This window comes from Streptomyces sp. NPDC002125, from assembly GCF_053593715.1.
Window position 1 is genome coordinate 36404 of record NZ_JBSFDD010000017.1, and the last position, 15398, is coordinate 51801.

Sequence of the window (15398 nt, forward strand, 5' to 3'; positions counted from 1 at the left end):
ATTGCACCCCAGCCCACACGCCACACCGCCGGGCTGATGCATGGCATCTACCTGCCGCGCACAGCGGACGCGTTGGCGTCCGCGATGTCCACGTACGGCATCCCACTGCTGGTCCTGGCCACTACGAACTCCGCCGCACTGACCGGTACCGCTTTCGCTCTGGAGTGGATCCCGCGGCTGATGGCGTTCGGATGGGCCGGATCGATCGTCGACAGGCGCGGGGCGGCGGTCGTCTTCCACCTCGCCTCTCTGGGACGCACGCTGGTCCTCGCCGCCGGGGCGGTCCTGCTGCACCTCCACCCCTCCGGCCTCGTCGCGAGCGTGACCGTGATGGGGCTCGCGGCGACCACCGGCATGCTCACCGAGTTCAGTTACATCGCGGCCGAGACCGCAGGCGCAGCCGCCGGTCGCCGAGCGGAGGCGCGGGCCCACCGCGTCCAGGCCGTCCTGCTCGGCATCGACCAGACGGCGACCCTGGCCGGCCCGGCGCTCGCCGGACTGCTCCTGCTCGCCGGGCCACCGCCCATGCTTGCCGTGATCACCACGTTCTCGTTTCTCGCCGCGCTGCTCGCCCTGCGCACACCCCCCTCGCCCGTCGTCCCCGCCCGCGCACCGAAGGGGCAGCCGGGCGCCGGACTGCTTACCGGGTGGCGCACCATCCGTTCCCTTCCCGCTCTCGGCTGGCTCGTGACCGGACTGACCCTGTCCAACCTGGCCACCGGGCTCCTCCAGGCGGCCGGCCCGGTGATCGTCGTCAAGCACTTCGGGCAGTCCACCACGGCCGTCGGTTTGGTCTGGTCCGCAGCCGCTGGAGCAACCCTCCTCAGCGTCACCCTCTGCCGGTTCGCCCTCGACCGCCTGGGACTGTGGCCGGTCGGCGCCACCTGCGCCGCCCTCGCCTCGCTCGCCTGTCTTGCTGCTGCCCAGGCCCCCGGCTACCTGTCCTACCTGATCCTGATCGCGGTCCTCATGGCGGCCGAAGGCGGCATGACAGTCGTCCTGCGGACCCTTCGCTCCCGCCTGATCCCTCCGGAGAAGTTCGGCAGCACTCTCTCGGTGACCATCCTCATCCTCCTGCTGCCCTTCCCCCTCGCCGGCGTGCTCACCGCGCTCACCCCGCCGGACGCACTGGGTCACGTCATCACCGCCTGCGCCGCACTGCAGGCCCTCGGCCTGTTCTGCGCCTTCGCCCGGCTGCGCACCGACCCCACCCTGCGCACCTGATCCGCCACGCCCCGAGCCTGTGGAGAACCTCATGACCACCCCCATCCTCGGATCACACCGCGCGAGCGGTCGCAGCATCACCGAGCAGTTCCGCGCCTTCGACGCGGCCAACCCACACGTCTACCGCGCGCTGGAACGCCTGGCCGCCCGCCGCCTGGCCGCAGGCGCCACCCGCGTCAGCTTGAAGGACCTCTTCGAGGACCTGCGCCGTCAGCTTCCGTACGGCGTCGTTGGGCTGAACAACAGCTACACAGCCCTCTACGCCCGCCGCCTGATCGACGAACACCCGCACTGGACCAGTGCGTTCGAGCTGCGCCGACGCCGTGCCGCTTGAGAGACAACTCTTTCCCATCTCGTCCTGTCGTCCACCGATACGGAGAACCCTTGTCCGCTCGCCCTCTCGTACTTCTGGTTTCCCCGGGTGATGAGACCTATCGCGGCTACTGCCTTGAGCAGGTGGCCGCCGCGTACGACGTCGTCCTGCTCACCGGCACCGAGCCGACGTGGGAGACACCGTTCATCGTCGACCACGCCGTCGTCGACCTGACCGACCCCACCGCCTTGCTCGCCGGCGGCCGGGCCCTGGCTGCTCGCCACGACCTCGCCGGCGTGGTCACCTGGGATGAATGGAACCTCGTACCCACCGCCCGCATCGCCCGAGCGCTCGGTCTGCCCTCGAACTCCGTCGAGGTGATGCGGGCCTGCCGCAACAAGGCAACCGCCCGCTCCCTGTTCGCCCAGCACGGGGTGCCGTCGGCTGCCGCGATGAAGGCACGAACTCTGCTGGAGGCCGGCCTTGCGACGATGACGCTGGGGTTCCCCGCCGTCATCAAGCCCGCCGCCTTCGCCGGCAGCATCGGCGTGATCCGCGTCGACCGCCCCGAAGAACTCCCCGCCGCGTTCGCCTTCGCCTCCGAGGGCGCGAGCCGCAGCCGCGAGGACACCGGCGTCCTGGTCGAGGAGTACCTCGACGGACCGGAGTTCTCCGTCGAGTGCGTCACCCACCGCGGCGAGACCACCGCAGTCGCCGTGACCCGCAAACACCTCGGCCCAGCACCGTACTTCGACGAAACCGGGCACACCGTCGATGCCACCGACCCGCTCCTCACCCAGGTTGCCCCAGCCGCCGCTGCCGCAGTCAGGGCCCTGGGAATCACCGACGGCGTGCAGCACGTCGAGCTGCGCCTCGTGGACGGGCAGCCCCGGCTGATTGAGGTCAACGCGAGGATCGGCGGCGACATGATCGGACACCTCGTCCGCCTCGCCACCGGCATCGATCTGCCCAGGGCCGCCGCCGACCTCGCCTGCGGCCGGGCACCGGACCTCACCCCGACCCGACGCGGGGCAGCAGGCATCCGCATGCTCTACCCGGACGCCTCCGGCACCCTCGCCGCACGGCACATCAACACCCCGTTCGCCGCCCACACCCCGTGGCTGCACCAGGTGCAGTGGATCCGCGAGATCGGCGAGCAGCTCCTCCTGCCGCCCGACGGGGACCTCTTCACCGCGAGGGCCGGGTTCTACATCGTCACCGGCCGCAACACCGGCGAGGTCACCGACCGCCTCGACACCACCGCCGACGAGATCACCATCACCACGAGGGCGGACCGCTGAGCCACCAGCCCGATCCGCGCTACGACATCGACGGAGACGTCTACGTCTCCCCGCGCTACCTCGCCGGCACCACCGGCTTCGGCGACCCAGCCCTCGCTCCACTCCTCGACCTCGGCTGGGAACGGCATCACGACGACCTCGGCAACGCTTACCTGAACTCCCCCGACCGCAAGATCCGCCTCGGCTACATTCCCGAGGGCGACGACGACGGCCTCTGGCGCATCAACGCCTACCAGGACCCGTTCGGGGCGCCGACCTGGGGCGTTTGCTTCAACGACAGCACCCCCACCGAGTTCGTCAGGGCATTCACCACCGTCCTCGCCACGGCTTACGAGCAGGGACCGGACGCCTACCTCGCCCGGCCGATCTCCGACCACGACGAGCACGATCCCTTCCTCGCCGTCGTCCCATTCCTGAAACAGGGCTGGGAGATCGACCGCCCACAACGGGGCGTATTCGATGTCCAAGCCCCGGACGGACACGCTGGCATGGAGGTCACCACCGGCCACCTCGACCCGGCAGCCGAACTGACCACGCGCGACGCCCGCTGGCAGCTGTGGGCGGGCACGTCCATCGACCGGCCCGCCTGGTACGCCACAGCAAGCACCGACACCCCCGTCGCACTGCTCTCCGCCGTCACTCAGTGCATCGCCGATCCAGCTCCGCTGCTGCGCTGGCGTCAGGACACCCGCAGCTACGTCGAGGGCATGGCGCAGCTCACCCCGGTCCTGCCGCCCGGCCCGCCGGCTCCCACGCCGCTCGACGTGCAGCGGGCTGTCTCATCCCGACGCCCGGCCGCGCTCCCCGCGACCAGCGTCCCACGCTGGAGCACCAGCAGCCGACCGGCCCTGCCCGGCCCCCGTCGCTGACGGCAGCCCAACACTCCACCTGGAGAACCCCCTTTGTCCTTGCAGGCTCCCGAGTTCTTCGCCGAGCTGTGCCTTCCCTTTCACGATCACACCGTCGTGGGCAACACCTACTTCGCCGTCCCCATCCCGGGCACACCGATGCGGCTGCGGATCGACTTCAGCCGCACCATCCACGCGGAAACCTACGGCGGGCTGCGCTTGGCGGTCGTCCACCCGGACCGCGGCGAAATCGACGCGGTGACGCTCAGCTTCCTGGACCACGGCACGTTCCACCGCCGCGACGAAGCCACCAACACCCGTCCGAACACCAAGCAATACGGAACTTTCGACACCTACAACCGCCCCGGCCGCCCGCCGTGGGACGGCGCGGTCACGAGCGGGCTGCGTGACGCCATCGAGAAATACACCGCCGTTTGGTTCCCAGGCGCCTGGACCGCGTCCGCACCCAGACGCACGACGGGGCGTACCACGCTCAAGGCCGCTGCCCCGCCACCCACCCGCAACGGTGCCCACATCCGCTGACCTTCCCTCCATGTTCAAGGAGTCCTCTTCCCCCGTGCACGCACCTTTTGTCCGAACCGCTGCCGTCGCCGTGGCGATGACCGGCACCCTCACCTGGGCTCCCGCCGCGAGCGCCCAACCCTCCGAACCGACCCCCATGGCCTCCGCCGCCCCCGCCGAGACGCCGGCCCCGGACGCGGGCAGCATCGAGATCACCACCAAGGACGCAGCCGGGGACGCGCTGCCGGGCGCTGTGTTTCTGCTGCTCGACGCCGCCGGTCAGGAAGCCGGACGCGGGAAGAGCGACGCGCAGGGGAAGCTGATCTTCACCGACCTCGCGCCGGGTGTCTACCGGTTGAAGGAGACTGCTTCCGGCAGTCCGCTCCACGAGATCGTTGCCGACCAGGACGTCATCGTCACACCGGGCGCGACCACCCGGCTGATGATCACCGGCCCCTTCAAGGCGGCCAAGGTTCTCCTGCAGGCAAAGGATGACAAGAGCGGGAAACTCCTGCCGGGAGCGACCGTGAACATCGGCACTGGCGACTCGACACTGCTCACCCTGACCACGGGAGCCAAGGGCACGGCCTCCGGAGACCTGCCGGTAACAAGCCGGAAGACGCAGTTCTGGGTCAAGGAGATCAAAGCCCCCACCGGCTACGGCCTCTACAAGCCGACCAAGACGTTCACCGCGGGCCCCGGCGCCCCGGTCACCGTGACCGTCACCAACGCCAAGACCGCGACCGACCCGAAGCCCGATCCCTCGGACAAGCCGACCCACAAGCCCACCCAGCACCCGTCCACACCGGGTACGCCGAGCAGCGGTTCCGGCGAGACCACGCCCTCAGCGCCGGCCACCGACGCACCGGATCCCGACTCCTCCACCCCTGCCACCGCGACCCCGGTCGGCAACTCCACGTCGAAGGCACCAGCGGGCTCCCTCGCTCATACCGGCGCTGATGCCACGCCGTGGCTGATCGGCGGCGCGGGGGCGCTGATCATCCTCGGCGGAGGCGTCCTCTTCATGGTCCGCCGCCGTCGCGCGGACGAGTCCCCTGACGACTCCAACGAGAGCTGACTCCTCACCCTCGATGCCTTCGCGACAGAGCCCCCGGCTTCCACACTGTGGAAGCCGGGGGCTCTCTCGTCCGCACACTCGCAGATGCCTCGTCAGGCTGTGGCAGGGATCGAGCCTTCCCTGCCACCCGGTGCCCCCTCTGCGCACTACGTGGGCCGACGCATCATGACCGGCGTTGCCACCGTGTGAGGCGAGCAACCCAGGAACCCCGCGAAATCAGGAGGTGGACCGGCACCCCCACTTCGTCCGGCAGCGCCTTCGGGGGCGGGGCGATCCTGTCGGGCTCCAGGCCGATCTTGTCCGGGTGCACGCAGGCCGGAACTTCGTCGTGGGTGTAGCGGTTCCCGCTTGCCGGGTTGAAGGGGCACTCCCATGACGGCCTGTTGTAGATGACGAACTGATCTCGCGGGTATCGAGTGGCCGGGCAGATTCCGCAGACCGGCCGCTCCGGGTCCCCTCGGTCCGGATGTAGGTACGGCTGCCCGTTGGGCTCCGGGATCTCCATAGCAGGCAGAGGGTAGCGGTAGTCGCTCTGCTATCCGTGTCCCTGGCCGAGTTCGAGCGCCGAGACCAGTACAGCCGCCGCGTCACATTCGGCGCAGGCTCGAGCGCCCTGTCGCGTCAGGGCGTCCACTGCTTCCTGGGCGCCCAGCTCTGTTCCGCTCCCGCAGTTGTGGCGGCACGGGGCGTCATGAACGACTGTCCTGTCCCTGCGGCCGGGCTCGGGGCGGACTACCCAGCCGGGGGCCGGCTGGGGTGGCGGCCCGGGTAGGCGCCGGGCCCGCCACGTTGGGCGGACCGCCCACCTCCGCGCGTTGCACTGCTCACGGCCGGTCGGGCCAGAAGACCGACACTGGTAGCCGAACGGAGGGCGGCCGTACCGCGTGAATCGGTCCGAGAGCGGCTGCCGCAGCGCGAAGGGCTTCGTCGTAGGAGCCGCAGCCAAGGACTTCAGCAGAACAGGCAGCACAGTCACCCGGGCGGCGGGTGTGGCCGGTGCTGCGATCTCCGGAGCCTCGGACGTGCGCGAAGGCGTCGTCGGGAAAGTCGGCCCGCACGGCATGCCAGGCCCCGGCGCGTTCGTTGTCGGGCAGTCCGGCCGCTACAGCCGGCCGCATCGGTGGGAGCAGGCGTTCGTGGTCCTGGACGAGGAACACTCGGTCGATGAAGTCGACGCTGTCCCCCTCGGGGCGCTCCTCCTCCAGCCACGTCCGAGCCTGCTCCCGGGTGCCCGGCCCCCACAGGTAATCCGTCGGGAACCGCGTGGTCTCGTAAAGGGTGTCGAACTCCGCCCAGTGAGCGTCATCCCAGCGACTGCCCGGTACGAAAGGGACGGCTCGCACTACGACGTGTTGGTACTCGTCGTCCTCGTGTTCGTCTACGTGATCGGTGGCGGTGAGCGCGTCGGCGGGCTCCATCCGTGCCCGCCCAGAACCGTTCCAGCTCAGCACGGCGATCTCCCGGCGCAGGGGTGCCGGGTACAGACGTCCGCCGGGAGTGGCCTGCCCCCACAGCTGGTTGATCAGCTCCGCCAGATCCCGCACCGTTCCAGCCGCCTCGACGGGGGTGTCGACGTGGTGGCCGGAAGGGTGGGCAACATAGTTGCGCAGTTTGGCCAGCGCGTCCTCGACTGCGCGGCTGCGCCGCCCGCGGAGCAACCCCGCCGCACGCGCCCAAAGGCGAAGCCCGTACAGCATTCCGTTGAACTCGATGGCGTGGGTGGCGACGACCAGCTTCGCTCCTCGGCGCTTCATCGCCTTGGCGCGCTTCTCGACGTCCTCGAACGACGTGACGGTGTGGGAGACGTCCAGGGCATGAGGGACGCGGAAGGTGATGGTGCCGGCGCACCATTCCATGAAGCGGTCGCGCAACGCCTGCTCGTAGATGAGAAGTGCCTGGTCCCCGACCATGGTGTAGATGTCGTGGCACAGCACGCCATAGGCGAAGACGGTACGCAGCCGCTCGAAGGAGTCGCGTGTTCCAGTCGCCACACCCGCCGCCAGGTCGCAGTCGGCGATCTGACGCTGCTGGAACTCGGCAGCGTCCTCCGGTTTCATTCGGCCGCCGAGCCCATAGGGGTTGAACGCCAGCGACAAATTGTCCGCGGTGCGCAAGTCCTCAAGCGGCCGGATTTCCATGCACTTCTCCTCACGATGGGAAACGGACCAGCATGCACCCAGAGGGCCCCGGCTGGCCAATCGATTCCCTTCGGATGGCTTCGTGAGTTCGATGCGAGATGGCTTCGCAGCAGCAGTTCGCCGGGGGCAGACAGGAAAGACCTCGGAAAGACTGGCCAACATGGGCGAAGGCATGTCAAGGTAAACGACCTTGCAGGAAACCCCAGGTCAGAGAGGTGATGCCCATGACCGTGGCTCCCGTGAGCCCTGGTTTTTCAACGACTGTCGAAGCCCTGCGGCTGCAGGAATGGCAACTCGGTCCCGGACAGCCCACGCTGGTCATGGACCAGTTCTCCGCAGAGGATTTCCACCTGATCGTCGATGATCGCGCGGACGTGCATGTCAGCTCGAAGGACGGTCGGTTCTACCTCGGCTGGTTCCCGCTCGGTCGCCCCGGTACCGATGGCGAGGGATGGACAATCGCCGTCACCGGCACGGCCAAGGTACGCGGCTACCGCCTGTCGTTCGACACCGAGACGCCGGCCGACATTGTCGCCGCTGCCGTGGCACGCGTGCTGGAGACATCCCGTCGCATACGGCAGTCAGACGCACACACGTAACCCCTCGCGTGGCGGGCTGCCGTCTGCCGAACGCCCGCCCTCTTTCATCGTTCAACGCTCCCCCACCCACAGGAGGCTGTCCGTGACGTCCTCGGAGATGACCGTTGCTGATCTCATCGACCTGCTGTCCGGCTGCGACCGGCATGCTCCGGTCCGCCAGGCCATGAACCCGTTCTTTCCGATGGCCCACCGCTTGGCCCAGGTCGTGCAGTCGGTGGACGAGACCGGCCGGACCGTTGTCTACCTCGCTGAGGGAAGTGACACGCAGGCGCAGCTGGGCCATCTGCCGCCCGAAGTCGCCGTTGCACTGACGTGGCAGGGCGCCGTTCAGGCACCCCCTCGCCGCCCTCGCCGCCGCGCCGGCGGCAACTAGACCCGCACCGAGCCCTTGGAGGCGCCCTGTACCCCGACTTCCCCCTCGACTCGCCCACCTCGCGTGGCGGTCAGCCCGCGTTCTGGGTCGGTCCCCGGCATCTTGCCGGTGACGACGGGCGTCTCTACGACCGTGTTGCCGACACGCTCGCCGGCCTGGGCTGGACGAGCCTGACGATCGTCCGCGGACGCCACGAACTGGACGAGGAACCGGAGGACCGCCAGGTCCTACGCAGCACCGTCCTGCACATCAGCCCCGACACCCTGCGCTGGGCGCAGTGGAGCCTGGCGGACGAGCCGTTCCACCTGGGGGGCCTGCCGATCGCCTGGCAGATCTCCGCCCGCACGGACACCAGCAGCCCGCTCGCGGCGTGGTCGTCCTATTTCACCACCGACGTCCCCGGCGAGGCGGTGGCCGACTACCTCGTCGCCCTCGACGCCTGCGATCAGCCCGCCGTGCCGTACACCGGGCCGGAGATGGTCCTCGACGCCGTCGCGGCACACGGCTGGCTTCGCGATGTCGATCAGTTGCATGCAAGAGCGACGGACCCGACGTTCACCTCGCATATCAGCCTCGGCGAGGTGCCGCCCCTCATCCAGGACGCCGATCCGCGCGTCCTGACCGCCGAGGCCGACGAGGTGGGACCGGCCGGATGGCAGGCGTGGGCCGAGCCCGCGCTCGGTGTTCCCTGCCTGTGGGCGGCCTCCTTCTCCGCCAGCGTCCCGCACGACCTCGTCGCCGTGTTCGCCGCCTCCCTCAGCTCGACCGCACCGGTCCTGCGGCGCGTGCTGCCCGAGGCCACCAGGGAGCGACTGCTGCGCGCGCCGGCCTAGCGTTCGACGGCACCCTGCAGCCCGACGTGAGAAGCCCGGTCCTCCCCAGAGAGAGGGCCGGGCTTCTGGCGTTCCATCCGGGTCTATGGCGGGCCCTGGGCCGGGGAAGTGGGGTGAAGTGGGGTCTGCCCGGCGTAGCGGTGTGGATCGCTGGCGTGGTAATACCAGCGCCTTGAATACGGCAAGGTGGCCACGTTATGGCGTAGCAATCCAGCCCAACTTGTGTTAATCGGAGCGACGTTGAAGTGGGGCGAAGTGGCGAAGGTATGGCGTAGCGGTGCCACGTTCCCGTGCTGCTGAATAGCTACATGCCTCGAACCGAAGAGAAGCCACGGCCTGCCCTCGAACTCCGATGCGGCGGAGTGCACGTCATCGTTCAACGCATCTCGCCCTGGGCGGTGGTGGCCATCGCCGTGGCCTTCGTCGCGACGGCGGGGAACGGAATCGCAGCGTCGTTCACGTCCCAACTCGCAGCATGGGTTGCGGCCCATTAGAAACGTGCCGGACGGCCCCAGGGCATCCGCTACACGCACGGCTGCCCCCGCCGGCGCAATCCGGTTCGGGGGCAGCAGTGCGTGCCAGGGCCGGTCAGCTGGCTGCTGTGGCCTTGGTGAGGGCCTTGCCGAGGTGGCGGTCGACGAGGGCCGGGGAGCCGGAGACGATCAGCAGCAGGCTGCCGACGCGGATCGCGGTCTGCTTGACCACGGTGCTGCGGTCTCCGGTGGAGAACGTCAGCAGCTGGCTCCACTGCTCGTCGCCCAGCCCGCGGGGCGCGGGCAGCTCCTGCGAGGCCATGTCGATGGGAGTGCCGCCGGCGAGGACCTGATAGGTCGGGCAGCTGGTCATGGCGTCGAAGATCCGGCCGATGCCGTTGGACAGCTTGGCCGCGCTGTCGCTGTACAGATCCTCGGAGACCTCTGAGGAGCTGCCGCCGTAGGTGAAGTCCGCCTTCGCCTTGCGCGGGAAGCTGAGGGTGCCGCCGGTCGCGGCGTCGCCGCCCAGCTCGCTCAGGGCCGGGCAGCCGATGACGGCGACGTCGTCGTGCTGGGAGGGGCGTTCAGGCTTGCGCAGGTAGCCCCTGCCCAGGTCGCTCTCGTTGAGCAGGCGCGTCTCCAGCGCGGCTGACGACAGCAGGGCAGCCTGCTGGGCGGCGTCGGCCTGCGCCCCGGTACGGGCGGACGGCGCGGAGTCGGACGTGGTGCCGACGGTGTCGGTGGAGCAGGCCGGTACGGCGAGGAGGACGGCGGTGATGCCGAGGATGGTGGTGGCGACGCGAACGCGCATGACGGAACTGACCCCTTGGTGCTAGGCGACGGGTGGTCAGTGCGGGCCCGGAGGCCCGGTGGGGTCGTAGGAGTGGTGGTCAGTGCCCGAGGTGGCGCAGGCAGTCCTCGAACGTGGCGTGCGTCGCGTCCGCCGGTCCAGAGTGCCGGTTGTACCACGCGGTGTCGAGGCGGGTCTCCTGCTGCTGGTGTCCTGCCCGGCAGCGCAGCCAGATCTGGCCGCGGGTGGAGAGGATGAGCCAGTCCCGGTATGCCCCGCACTCGGCGCAGGCCACCATCTCACCGTCGAGGACGAGAGGCTGCTTCCACGGCATCATCTTGCCGCCGACCTGGTCGTGGCTCGGTACGCGCAGCTCCGGCGGGAGGAAGTCGTCGACGACGGCGACCGGCTCGGTGGGCTCCGGTGTAGCGCGTGGCGCCCCGAGGCCCGGCGGGACCTGGTTCTGCATCCGCGCAAACACCTCGGCGAAGTGGCGCTGCTCCTCGCTCGGCCCCTTGGCCCTGCGGCGTATTCGATGAAACACCCTGGCGTCCTCCCCTTGCCTCTTCCAACTCGCTTCATGATCGTGCCTCACGCCCCTGGCGGTTTCAATTCACAAAGTTCACAGTGCCTTTCGGCAGGCCATATGGCGCTTCCTCGCATCCTTGGGTCAGGGCCGCTGTGGGCGAGGCACTCCGAGCGAGCTGGAGGTCGTCTACCGTGGCATGCCATGACGGTCCTCATTGTCGGAGGCAGTGGGCTCCTGGGTGCCGAGTTGGTCCTCCAGGCGTCTGCCGCTGGCCATCGCGTTGCCGCGACCTTCGCGACCAGGCCGTGCGATGGTCCGGAGGCGACGTGGCATGAAGTGGATCTGAGGGACGGCGGCCGTGTCGAAGAGGTCGTTGCCTCGCTCGCCCCCTGCGTGGTCATCAACGCGAGCAGCGGCAGCGCCAACTGGGCCGTCACGGCCGAAGGCTCCGTCCGCCTCGCGATGACGGCGGCGAAGTACGACTGCCGCCTCGTGCACGTGAGCAGCGACGCCGTGTTCTCCGGCACCCGAGTCCACTACGACGAGTCCTGTCTCCCCGATCCCGTCACCCCGTACGGGGCAGCGAAGGCCGCGGCGGAGACTGGCATCCGGCTTCTGACTCCGGATGCCGTCATCGCCCGTACCTCTCTGATCATCGGCGGCATCCAGTCCGAGCATGTCCGCCTCGTGCACGACCTCGCGACCGGCTGCCGAACCGGTGTCCTGTTCACCGACGACGTCCGCTGTCCTGTGCATGTCGGGGACCTCGCCGCTGCCCTGCTGGAGCTGGCCTTCACCGACGCGTGCGGCATACACCACCTGGCGGGTGAGGATGCCGTGAGTCGTCACGGCCTGGGTGTGCTGATCGCTCAGCGGGACGGGCTCGATGCTTCCCGGTTGCCGCAGGGGCTCCGCGCCGGCACCTCGCTTTCCGGCGCGCTCGACGTCCGCCTCGACAGCCGGGCCACCCAGGCGAAGCTGCGTACGAGAGTGCGCGGCGTCCACGAGTTCCTCTGAGGCGCACTCGCATCGGTGGCGGGGGCTCATCGTGTGTTGCCGGGTGCCTCGTCGCCGAAACGGCGGCCAGAGCTGGTCGTTCGGGGCGTCGGCGGGCGCACGGTCGCCGGATTGTGTGCCGTGCGGTTCGGTATTGCGGTAGCGTCGACCGGCAGATCTGCCCGGAGCCGCAGTCGCCACACCAGGACGTCACTGATCGAGTCCGCAGTGCCGAGTTCTCGGCTCTCCACGGCGTCGGACAGGAGCGCTGCTGGGTCGTGGCCGGCGGCGTCGGCTTCCGCGATGGTCGCGGCCAGGGCGTACCAACCGGGCTCGGCGAGGATCTGCTCGGCCAGGCTCGGCAGCGTTTCGCGCAGAAGCGCCGTCTGTCGTTGGAGTACCGGCTGGCTCAGGCGTCGGCCGCGCTGGTAGAGCACGCCGAGGGGCTGAGCGGCGGCAGGCCGGTAGGCGTTGCGCAGGTGCTCGGCGGCCCGGCTAGCGGCTTCGGCTTGCTGGGCATGGCCCTTCCTCGCATGCCAGTGGGCGGCGGCCGTGACGAGGAAGAACAACATGTCGATCACCATCGCCGTGGTGGCGCCGTCCTCGCCCCGGCCGAGGGCCGGACCGCCTTGGACGAGGTCGCGGGCAGCCTGCCGCAGGGCTCGATCGTGCCCGCGTACAGCGCGAACGTGAGAGCGCGAGGCCCGCTCGAAAGCCGTTGCTGCCTCGCGCAGTTCGCGGCGGGTGTGAACGGCAGACGTCTTGGCGAGGGCATCCAGGACCTCGCCGACCGCGGCGATGTGGGCGGCGGCGACCCCGTCCTCGCCGTGTTCGACGATGAGCACTGCCTGCCACACGGCCGATGCCGTTCCGCGGCGCGCGGAGGCCGGACTGCCCGGCTCCGTACGAATCGCTTCCCCCCGCAGGGCCGCAGGGACATCCTGCGCATCACCGGACCACCGCTCGCGGATGCGAGGCAAGGACAGGTCGGGAGCCAGGCGCGCACCGGGGTAGAACACCGGCTCGCCGTCCTTGTTCAGGTCGTCGAGCAGGGCGACCTTGTAGCCGAGCAGGTCGCCGGACGGGGCCTCGCGCTTGCGGATCAGCAGGCCGGCTGCGGCGAGGCGGTCGAAGAACTCCTCTTCGCTTCGGGCGCCGGTCACTGCTCGACGTACGCTCTCGCGCAGGTCTTCGCGCGCGGTGCGCTCGCGGCCCTGTCGCTGGGCCTTGTGGCGCTCGGCGCTGGTCGGGCGCTGCGCTGCGGTCCCATCCCCGGTGCTGAGCTGCTTGAGCCCGTACTCGGCTTCGACCAGGCGGGCTTCGGCCTGCGACCGCTTGGCGTCGTTGTTGAGGCGCGGGCGCCGGCCGTCCTCGCGGACGAGCGTGGCGATGATGTGGATGTGGTCGTCGGCGTGGCGCACGGCCGCCCATCGGCATCCCGCCTCATCGACGGCCGGAGCGATGCCGGTCGCGGCGACCATGCGTCGCGCGATCTCGCCCCATCGCTCGTCGGAGAGAACCGGGTCATCCGGTGCGGCCCGCACCGAAAGGTGCCAGACGTGCTTCACCGGGCGGCGCGACTCCGCGAGCGCCTGGACGGGCTGATCCAGGAGCTGCTGCAGATGCCGCTTCGTGGCCTGCGGATCGCGACCGGGATCGGGAGCGAAACTGTCCCAGGCCGCGACGAGATGCGGGTCGACATGCTCCTCATGGGTCCCTTTGCCGTAGAGGTAGCTGAGCAGGCCGAACGTGTTCGAGCCTCGCTTGTGGACGCGCGGGATCATCCGGATCGGGTTTCGGTGTCGAGGTAGTGCTGGATGAAGGCGTCCACGCGCTGGGTAGCGCGCTGGACGGCGCCGAGTACGGCCTCGGCGTACGGGACGTCGGCACCAGAGTTGGTCGCCTTGGCCACCTGGTTGACGTTGTTGCCGATGCGGCCGAGGTGCCGGCGCAAAGCGAAAAGCTCGTTGTGGACTTCTCGTTGGGCGGCGATTTCCGCCGCCGTACGGTCGAGGTCACCGGCGGCTTTGAGAGCGGCGTGGGCGAGGAAACTGGCGACGCTCATGTTGCACACGGCGGCTGCACGGGTGAGGAGTTGGTACTCGTCTTCGTTCATACGGCAGCTGGGCTGGCGTATGCGTTTGTTCTCGTCGCGCAGGCGTTCACGCTGCTGCACATGCGGCTTCGAAGGGGCGGTGTGCGTGCACTGCGCCCTGTGGCAGCTGTGTTGGTCCTGCTTCCCAGGATGCGAACCGCCCCCGGTCGCATCCTCACGGATCGGCGCCCCCCGGTGCCGTTCCGCTCCCGCCGCTCCAGGGGCGGGGGACGCAAGAGCATTGCTCCCGACGGGAGCAATGCTCTTGCGATAACTTGCTCGCCCCGGGACCGAGTTGGAGTCGGGAGCGGGTTGCGGGGTGGTGCCGTTCTGGGGCGTGTTCGTCATCGGGATTCGGACCTCGTGGAGCGGTTGCGATGCTGGATGGTCGCGGCCTGCGCGACGACGTCGGCCGGCCCCGAGAGGACGCGGACGGGCCCCTCGGACCGGTCCTGGACGAGCCGCTGGCTTGCGGCCTGCAGGAGCCGTCGGTGGACCAGGACATCCGCCAAGGCGCTGGCCTCGGCGGCGGTGGGCTTGGACGAACGAGGGATCACGGCGTGTCTTCCAGAGCGGGGAGGTGGCCCGGCACGGAGCCGGGCCACCGATACTGATAGGGGCGATGAGCTGGTCTTCTGCCAGTTCAGCCGCACTCGGGGCAGCGCCCGACGTGGCTGCTGAGCGCCCGGGCCATCCGCTGTTTCGCCGAGGCCGCCTGCTTCGCACTGGACTTCGCCGCCGGCCTGCCCTCGTATCGCTGGGAGTGAGCGAGCATGTAGCCGATCTCCCGCTCATACTCCCCGCGGACGGTGTTGAACCGGTGGCAGGTCTTCATGTGGTGCCCCTTGTCGTCGTGGCGTCCTCGCTCCGCAGTTCCTGGAGGACGAGGGTGATTCGGTCGTTCCGGCAGCCCGTCAGGCCCTCGCGGCGGATGATTTCCCGCAACTGAACCCGAGTGATCGCTCCGTTGCCGTCCCGTGCGAGCAGGCCGGGCACGTGGGGACGGACGTCCCGAACGAGCTGGTGCTCCGGCGGCTCCAGCTCTCGTGGCGGGCGCTGGCTCTGCGGGGTGCGGGACCGGCCGCGTTTCCCCTTGTTCTTCGTCCGAGACTTAGTGATCGGCTTCCGGCGGAGAGGGACCGTCTGTCCCCGGTCCCCGGTGGGTTCGGTCCCCGTGTCGGTGGTGGTCGGTCCCCGGTCCCCGGTGGGTTCGGTCCCCGTGTCGGTGGTGGTCGGTCCCCGGTCCCCGGTGGGTTCGGTCCCCGTGTCGGTGGTGGTCGGTCCCC

General features: G+C 69.5%; 18 protein-coding genes and 1 pseudogene. 10 read left to right on the forward strand and 9 right to left on the reverse strand.

The window, feature by feature from the left end; genetic code table 11:
- Positions 1–36 precede the first annotated feature (36 nt).
- Genes ACWCQM_RS26105 through ACWCQM_RS26130 form a run of 6 tightly spaced genes read left to right on the forward strand, consistent with a single transcriptional unit; the run spans position 37 to position 5286 of the window.
- Positions 37–1224, forward strand: a complete 1188-nt coding sequence (locus tag ACWCQM_RS26105) for an MFS transporter (protein WP_450917557.1) — start codon at positions 37–39, stop codon at positions 1222–1224.
- A gap of 31 nt (positions 1225–1255) precedes the next feature.
- On the forward strand, positions 1256–1558 hold the full coding sequence (locus ACWCQM_RS26110) for a hypothetical protein (protein ID WP_450917558.1): 303 nt from the start codon (positions 1256–1258) through the stop codon (positions 1556–1558).
- 50 nt (positions 1559–1608) lie between these two features.
- Positions 1609–2838 (forward strand): ATP-grasp domain-containing protein, encoded by a 1230-nt coding sequence (locus ACWCQM_RS26115; RefSeq protein WP_450917559.1) that lies wholly within the window; start codon positions 1609–1611, stop codon positions 2836–2838.
- Entirely contained in the window at positions 2835–3707 is an 873-nt protein-coding gene (locus ACWCQM_RS26120) for a DUF317 domain-containing protein (RefSeq protein WP_450917658.1), read from the forward strand. The genes ACWCQM_RS26115 and ACWCQM_RS26120 overlap by 4 nt, the downstream gene beginning before the upstream one ends.
- A gap of 33 nt (positions 3708–3740) precedes the next feature.
- Entirely contained in the window at positions 3741–4229 is a 489-nt protein-coding gene (locus ACWCQM_RS26125; protein ID WP_450917560.1) for a hypothetical protein, read from the forward strand.
- A gap of 34 nt (positions 4230–4263) precedes the next feature.
- Positions 4264–5286, forward strand: a complete 1023-nt coding sequence (locus ACWCQM_RS26130; RefSeq protein WP_450917561.1) for a SpaA isopeptide-forming pilin-related protein — start codon at positions 4264–4266, stop codon at positions 5284–5286.
- Between the two features lie 535 nt (positions 5287–5821).
- Here ACWCQM_RS26130 and ACWCQM_RS26135 read toward each other — a convergent pair.
- Positions 5822–6199 (reverse strand): DUF6233 domain-containing protein, encoded by a 378-nt coding sequence (locus tag ACWCQM_RS26135; RefSeq protein WP_450917659.1) that lies wholly within the window; start codon positions 6197–6199, stop codon positions 5822–5824.
- Entirely contained in the window at positions 6111–7424 is a 1314-nt protein-coding gene (locus tag ACWCQM_RS26140; protein ID WP_450917562.1) for a hypothetical protein, read from the reverse strand. The genes ACWCQM_RS26135 and ACWCQM_RS26140 overlap by 89 nt, the downstream gene beginning before the upstream one ends.
- 224 nt (positions 7425–7648) lie before the next feature.
- Between ACWCQM_RS26140 and ACWCQM_RS26145 the strand changes: the two genes are divergently transcribed.
- The 3 genes from ACWCQM_RS26145 to ACWCQM_RS26155 all read left to right on the forward strand — a co-directional run bounded on the left by ACWCQM_RS26145 (position 7649) and on the right by ACWCQM_RS26155 (position 9229).
- Entirely contained in the window at positions 7649–8023 is a 375-nt protein-coding gene (locus ACWCQM_RS26145; RefSeq protein ID WP_450917563.1) for a DUF317 domain-containing protein, read from the forward strand.
- A gap of 82 nt (positions 8024–8105) precedes the next feature.
- The gene (locus tag ACWCQM_RS26150; RefSeq protein WP_450917564.1) at positions 8106–8396 is read left to right on the forward strand and encodes a hypothetical protein; all 291 of its coding nucleotides are present in this window, start codon (positions 8106–8108) and stop codon (positions 8394–8396) included.
- A gap of 26 nt (positions 8397–8422) precedes the next feature.
- A complete protein-coding gene (locus tag ACWCQM_RS26155) occupies positions 8423–9229 on the forward strand; it encodes a DUF317 domain-containing protein (protein WP_450917660.1) in 807 nt (268 codons plus the stop codon).
- A 588-nt stretch (positions 9230–9817) separates the two neighbouring features.
- Here the strand turns inward: ACWCQM_RS26155 and ACWCQM_RS26160 are convergent.
- Together ACWCQM_RS26160 and ACWCQM_RS26165 are read right to left on the reverse strand one after the other, a co-directional pair.
- Positions 9818–10513 (reverse strand): hypothetical protein, encoded by a 696-nt coding sequence (locus tag ACWCQM_RS26160; RefSeq protein ID WP_450917565.1) that lies wholly within the window; start codon positions 10511–10513, stop codon positions 9818–9820.
- 79 nt (positions 10514–10592) lie between these two features.
- Complete coding sequence (locus ACWCQM_RS26165; RefSeq protein ID WP_450917566.1) at positions 10593–11036, reverse strand: hypothetical protein; 444 nt, start codon at positions 11034–11036, stop codon at positions 10593–10595.
- 186 nt (positions 11037–11222) lie between these two features.
- On the opposite strand from ACWCQM_RS26165, the gene ACWCQM_RS26170 reads away from it, so the two are divergent.
- Positions 11223–12038 carry an SDR family oxidoreductase gene (locus ACWCQM_RS26170; RefSeq protein WP_450917567.1) on the forward strand — a complete coding sequence of 272 codons (816 nt, stop codon included), beginning with the start codon at positions 11223–11225 and terminating at the stop codon, positions 12036–12038.
- Between the two features lie 26 nt (positions 12039–12064).
- Here ACWCQM_RS26170 and ACWCQM_RS26175 read toward each other — a convergent pair whose 3' ends face one another.
- From ACWCQM_RS26175 to ACWCQM_RS26195, 5 genes and pseudogenes are all read right to left on the reverse strand, one after another.
- Entirely contained in the window at positions 12065–13801 is a 1737-nt protein-coding gene (locus tag ACWCQM_RS26175; RefSeq protein WP_450917568.1) for a relaxase/mobilization nuclease domain-containing protein, read from the reverse strand.
- On the reverse strand, positions 13798–14193 hold the full coding sequence (locus ACWCQM_RS26180; RefSeq protein ID WP_450917569.1) for a plasmid mobilization protein: 396 nt from the start codon (positions 14191–14193) through the stop codon (positions 13798–13800). Before ACWCQM_RS26180 ends, ACWCQM_RS26175 begins: the two co-directional genes overlap by 4 nt.
- 263 nt (positions 14194–14456) lie before the next feature.
- On the reverse strand, positions 14457–14669 hold the full coding sequence (locus tag ACWCQM_RS26185; RefSeq protein WP_450917570.1) for a hypothetical protein: 213 nt from the start codon (positions 14667–14669) through the stop codon (positions 14457–14459).
- Between the two features lie 86 nt (positions 14670–14755).
- Positions 14756–14947 (reverse strand): hypothetical protein, encoded by a 192-nt coding sequence (locus tag ACWCQM_RS26190; RefSeq protein ID WP_319713834.1) that lies wholly within the window; start codon positions 14945–14947, stop codon positions 14756–14758.
- Positions 14944–15398: pseudogene (locus ACWCQM_RS26195) on the reverse strand (hypothetical protein); the annotation flags it as partial. The pseudogene ACWCQM_RS26195 and the gene ACWCQM_RS26190, both read right to left, overlap by 4 nt.

What these genes read in the sequence shown, in the direction of transcription:
- ACWCQM_RS26170 (WP_450917567.1), top strand. Translation starts at nt 11,223, where the DNA reads ATGACGGTCCTCATTGTCGGAGGCAGTGGGCTCCTGGGTGCCGAGTTG.
- ACWCQM_RS26110 (WP_450917558.1), top strand. Translation starts at nt 1,256, where the DNA reads ATGACCACCCCCATCCTCGGATCACACCGCGCGAGCGGTCGCAGCATC.
- ACWCQM_RS26105 (WP_450917557.1), top strand. Translation starts at nt 37, where the DNA reads ATGCATGGCATCTACCTGCCGCGCACAGCGGACGCGTTGGCGTCCGCG.
- ACWCQM_RS26140 (WP_450917562.1), bottom strand. Translation starts at nt 7,424, where the DNA reads ATGGAAATCCGGCCGCTTGAGGACTTGCGCACCGCGGACAATTTGTCG.
- ACWCQM_RS26190 (WP_319713834.1), bottom strand. Translation starts at nt 14,947, where the DNA reads ATGAAGACCTGCCACCGGTTCAACACCGTCCGCGGGGAGTATGAGCGG.
- ACWCQM_RS26175 (WP_450917568.1), bottom strand. Translation starts at nt 13,801, where the DNA reads ATGATCCCGCGCGTCCACAAGCGAGGCTCGAACACGTTCGGCCTGCTC.
- ACWCQM_RS26145 (WP_450917563.1), top strand. Translation starts at nt 7,649, where the DNA reads ATGACCGTGGCTCCCGTGAGCCCTGGTTTTTCAACGACTGTCGAAGCC.
- ACWCQM_RS26160 (WP_450917565.1), bottom strand. Translation starts at nt 10,513, where the DNA reads ATGCGCGTTCGCGTCGCCACCACCATCCTCGGCATCACCGCCGTCCTC.